At 31.3% G+C, this 4373-nt stretch carries 6 protein-coding genes; 1 reads left to right on the forward strand and 5 read right to left on the reverse strand.

Annotated elements, in window-relative coordinates:
- Positions 1–649: 649 nt before the first annotated feature.
- The gene (locus tag ACFQ1R_RS13140) at positions 650–850 is read left to right on the forward strand and encodes a hypothetical protein (protein WP_379926724.1); all 201 of its coding nucleotides are present in this window, start codon (positions 650–652) and stop codon (positions 848–850) included.
- Between the two features lie 141 nt (positions 851–991).
- Here ACFQ1R_RS13140 and ACFQ1R_RS13145 read toward each other — a convergent pair whose 3' ends face one another.
- From ACFQ1R_RS13145 to ACFQ1R_RS13165, 5 genes are all read right to left on the reverse strand, one after another.
- A complete protein-coding gene (locus ACFQ1R_RS13145) occupies positions 992–1543 on the reverse strand; it encodes a GNAT family N-acetyltransferase (RefSeq protein WP_379926725.1) in 552 nt (183 codons plus the stop codon).
- A gap of 155 nt (positions 1544–1698) precedes the next feature.
- Positions 1699–2016, reverse strand: coding sequence for a type II toxin-antitoxin system RelE/ParE family toxin (locus ACFQ1R_RS13150; protein ID WP_379926726.1), 318 nt, complete (start codon positions 2014–2016; stop codon positions 1699–1701).
- The gene (locus ACFQ1R_RS13155) at positions 2007–2249 is read right to left on the reverse strand and encodes a hypothetical protein (RefSeq protein WP_379926727.1); all 243 of its coding nucleotides are present in this window, start codon (positions 2247–2249) and stop codon (positions 2007–2009) included. Before ACFQ1R_RS13155 ends, ACFQ1R_RS13150 begins: the two co-directional genes overlap by 10 nt.
- A gap of 221 nt (positions 2250–2470) precedes the next feature.
- A complete protein-coding gene (locus ACFQ1R_RS13160) occupies positions 2471–3016 on the reverse strand; it encodes a hypothetical protein (RefSeq protein ID WP_379926728.1) in 546 nt (181 codons plus the stop codon).
- A gap of 58 nt (positions 3017–3074) precedes the next feature.
- A complete protein-coding gene (locus ACFQ1R_RS13165) occupies positions 3075–4223 on the reverse strand; it encodes a hypothetical protein (RefSeq protein ID WP_379926729.1) in 1149 nt (382 codons plus the stop codon).
- Positions 4224–4373 lie beyond the last annotated feature (150 nt).

Genomic DNA, 4373 nt, shown 5'->3' on the forward strand with positions numbered 1-4373 from the left:
TTAATTTTATTGGTAAGTCGAAATTAGTTTTCGATTCAACATTCATTTTTGTTGTCAGTCCAAAGCTGATTATTAATCCAAATGTTGCTATTAGTAATTTCATTTCTCAAATTGGCTACAACGTTTTGTATAATTTTTAGTTGCGTGGATTAGGTACTAAAATAGCAAAAAAACACAAGCCAAAGGAAAAATCCGCAGGATTTTTCCGATTAAGTAACTACAAGCAATTAAATTTATACCATGTTATGTAGCGGTTTTGAATTTAGACAAAGATTTAAATGTCCTTTTTTTTTAATTTTTATGTTATTCTTTCTCCGCAATTTTTGGTTTTCCGTTTCCGTTTTTAGAATTCCGTTCTATTAATTTTTACTAGCTTAAATTTTTAGATATTCCGTTATTTTAATAATTCCGCAAACTTTATTTTTTTATACAGTTCAAAAATCTAGTAATATTCCGCTTAATTTCCGCAAAATTTACGTTTGCTTTTTTCTGGGTTTTTACTGCTACATAACGAAAATTGTATGGAATGTAGGCGACTTTATACTCGTGTACTTTCCGAAGTAAATAAGTAAATTAACAAACGTAGGCTAAACAACAAGCACATAACCGCCTGTATTTTATACAAAGTGTTGTGGTGCGTTTTTATATTATGTATGCAATTGAAATAAAATCAGGTTCAGAACCTATGTGGGTAGCACCTTGGGAAGGAGACCCACCAAGAACGCTAAAAATTGAAAATGCTAAAACTTTCAAGTCTGAAAAAGAGGCGTTAAACCATATTGAAAAAATTAAACCAACTCATCCTTTCAGAAATGTAGATTATAAAATTGTAAAGGTGTCTAATTTCTAATGCACCACAACGGTTCGTATAAGAATAGTTGCGGGTTTACGTGCGAGGATTTTCCGCAGGAAAATCAGACGTAGTAAACTTGCAACGACCTTTGGTTAAGCCCAAAATTGAGCAATTATTTTTATACATTGTTGTGCTTAGTTATTTTTTTCTTTCGTCGGTTTCAAGTATTGAATATTCAAAATTGTCAGACCAACCAGATTTTAAAGGTAAAACTTGTCTCAGACGTCCTTCTCTTACCATTCCTGCTTTTTCGAGTACATTAAATGAACCAATATTTCCAACTGCACATCCAGCCTCTATTCGATGTAATTTAAGATTTTCAAATCCGAAATTTATTACCGCTTTTAAAGATTCCGTTGCGTAACCTTTTTTCCAATACTCGGAATGTATTTTATACCAAACTTCGCCTCGTTTATACTTTTCGTTTCCTAGTTTAAGTCCAAACAAACCGATGAATTCTCTATCCAATCTGTTTTCAATCGCAAATGTGTAGTTCTTTATTTTGTCCAACTTATTTTCCGCAATCCAAGGTTGAATTATAGTTTTGGTGTCCTCAATATTTTTTGGAATACCAAGAGCATTAAATTCATCTGTTTCAGGTAAAGAATGTAATTTATGAATCGAATTTAAATCTGATAATTCGATTAATCTCAATTTCAGTCTTTCTGTTAATATTTCGATTTCGGTCATTTTTTTAATTAAGCACAACGTTTATGTGTAAGAAACGTTGCGTGTTTGTGTGCGAGGATTTTCCGAAGGAAAATCAGAAGCTAGCAAACAAAGCAACGACCAAACGGCTTAACTAAAATAAGCAATGTTTTTTACACGGTGTTGGCAACTGGCTTTTATTTTTTTCGTTCTATTTTTATTGGGTTTTGTCGAGTATCAAAAACATCATTTATTTCAACTCTATTCTTATCCTTATTAATCCAATAAATGACTTTATAGTTTTTATAGACAAGATATCTAAACCTTTGATTTCTGTTTTTAAGAAGTTCTTCGGCTTGTCCAATTTCGGGTTGCCTTTGTAATTTTAAAGTTTCGTTATAAATACCGTTAACGAGTTTTTTTGCTATTCGAATTCCAGCTTTTTCTCGATGATATTTATAAATTTTTTCTAGTTCTTTTTGAGAAAAATCAGTCCAAAATAATTTTAATTCCATTTATCAATCTTGGCTTTTAATTCGCTAGATTCGATTAGTCGACCATTTATTGAATCTTCCATAGATTTGTCAATTCGAGAATTAAATTCCTCAATTGTCATTGGTTTAAAATCATCATTATTGAAATTCTTGTTTTCTTTTCTAAGGATTTTTTCAAGTCGTGAAATAACATCTTCACTTTGAATCTTTAAAAACTCTTGAATTAGTTCCAGTTTTCTTGTTTGTAAATCCATTTTATTAGCTTTTTATCAAAGATACAAAATTATCAATTTAAACCTCTAATTTTATCGCTTTCACGAATTTCTCAGCTTGTTGCCAACGTTTATGTATATGGAAAGTTGCGTGTTTGAGTGCGAGGATTTTCCGTAGGAAAATCAGATGCAAGCAAACAAAGCAACTCACATTGGTTAAGCTAAAACTAGCAATTTTTTATATACTGTGTTGGCAGTAGGTTTTATTTTTTTCTTTGAATTTTCACTATCGATTGTTCATTTTCTTTGTCAAAATTCTCGAATCGAACACCATTAAAATTCATTAACAGTTCTACGTTGTTTTCGTCAATGAATCTCATTATTCCTTTAATTCTACCTTTCTCAATTTTACTTTCTTTCTCAATAGCTATAAAGTCAATCCAAATTGGGTCTTTTGATGAGTCGATTTCGTATTTTAGTTCAGCTTTTGTTCCTTTGATTTCAAAATTTTCTCCACCAAGTATTTCTCCATTTAATGTCATTGAAACATTTTTGTCCGTTGTAAATATTAAATCAGATTTATTATTCCAAAAGTCAGTTCCGTTCCATTTACCAACAAGTTTGTCTTCGCTTTGAAGAATTCCACTTGAAGCACAAGAGAATATTACAATGGTAATTAAGATTGATTTTATAAAATTCATATAATTTTGGTTTGTTCTACTTACTGCCAACGTTAATGTGTATGGAAAGTTGCGTGCTTGTGTGCGAGGATTTTCCGAAGGAAAATCAGATGCAAGTAAGCAAAGCAACTAACATTGGTTTAGTATAAAATTAGCAATTTTTTATACACGGTGTTGGCAACTGGCTTTATTCTTTACAATGTTTTTCTAATGCTTCTAAAACCATCCAATTATCATCTCCGAGCGATACAGCTTTTTTCAAATCCGCACAAATTTTAGCCAATTCCGATTCTGGTATTTCAGTCTCTTTTGAAGCGATTATTTGGATGTCTTTTGATTTTGATAAAGTCCGACCATTTCCAAGTTCGTGTTTTCTTAAAATAGCAAAAGCTCGATTCGAATATGCATTTGTAAAATAAGGCTCAATTTCGAGGGTTTTGTTAAAGTCTATAATTGCCTCGTCAAATTGAAAATCATTTAATTTCATAGTTCCTCTTGCAAAATATCCTTCTGACCAATTAGAGTCCAATTCTAAAGCTTTATCTAGTTTTTTTATCGCTCCTTTATGGTTTACTTGTTTGTATAATTCTTGCGATTCGTTATAAAGTTTGAAAAGTTTGTCGTTAACATTGTCTTTTTGATAAACTCCATTTTTGTAAACGTTTTTTCCTTTTAATTCTCCAGTCGAATAGTATGAAACAGATTCTCCGTCCATTTTTCCATCTACAAAGTTCGTCTGTTGTTTTAATTGTCCGTTTGGGTGATACATTTCCCAAATTCCAATTTCTTTTCCGTTTTTGAAGTCGCCTTTTTGCATTAAAGTTCCGTCTTCGTAAAATCGTTTTTCCGTTCCGTTTGAAAGTCCATTTTCGTATTCAATTTCGTCAGAAGCGTTTCCGTTTATGTGGTAAAGTAGGCGTTTTCCTTTTAGTTTACCATTGAACAAAATTCCTTCGCCTTGTTTTTTACCAATTAGATAATAGTCAATAAATTTTCCTGAATATGGTGTTGGATTATTTTTTAAATACCAACTTCCATTTTTTTTAGTCATTAATTTAGTTGTTGGAATTGCTTTAATGCTATCAGGTCTTTTTACATATTCTTTTGTGAAAACATAAATAATTCCGTCCAAATCTTTGTAGCCAGAAGATTCAATTACTTTTTTGTCTTTAACGACAACTACATTATCAATTTCGTTTTCAGTTAATGTTCCAAATCCTTCTTTAGGTTCTTCGATAACTGGAATTGAATCGACAATGTAGAGGACATTTTCATTTTGACTGAAGCCAATTAATGATGATAATGTCAGTAATAAAATTAGTATTTTGTTTTTCATTCGTAGTTTTTTTTAGCTTGTTGCCAACGTCTATGTGTATGGAAAGTTGCGTGCTTGTGTGCGAGGATTTTCCGTAGGAAAATCAGATGCAAGCAAGCAAAGCAACTCACATTGGTTAAGCTAAAAATAGCAATTTTTTATACACGGTGT

Origin of the sequence: Mariniflexile jejuense, assembly GCF_042675665.1 — a bacterium.
Taxonomy (GTDB): Bacteria; Bacteroidota; Bacteroidia; order Flavobacteriales; family Flavobacteriaceae; genus Mariniflexile; species Mariniflexile jejuense.

Bases quoted from the DNA above. Each gene is read 5' to 3' on its own strand.
- ACFQ1R_RS13155 (WP_379926727.1), bottom strand. From the start codon at position 2,249: ATGGATTTACAAACAAGAAAACTGGAACTAATTCAAGAGTTTTTAAAG.
- ACFQ1R_RS13165 (WP_379926729.1), bottom strand. From the start codon at position 4,223: ATGAAAAACAAAATACTAATTTTATTACTGACATTATCATCATTAATT.
- ACFQ1R_RS13150 (WP_379926726.1), bottom strand. From the start codon at position 2,016: ATGGAATTAAAATTATTTTGGACTGATTTTTCTCAAAAAGAACTAGAA.
- ACFQ1R_RS13140 (WP_379926724.1), top strand. From the start codon at position 650: ATGTATGCAATTGAAATAAAATCAGGTTCAGAACCTATGTGGGTAGCA.
- ACFQ1R_RS13145 (WP_379926725.1), bottom strand. From the start codon at position 1,543: ATGACCGAAATCGAAATATTAACAGAAAGACTGAAATTGAGATTAATC.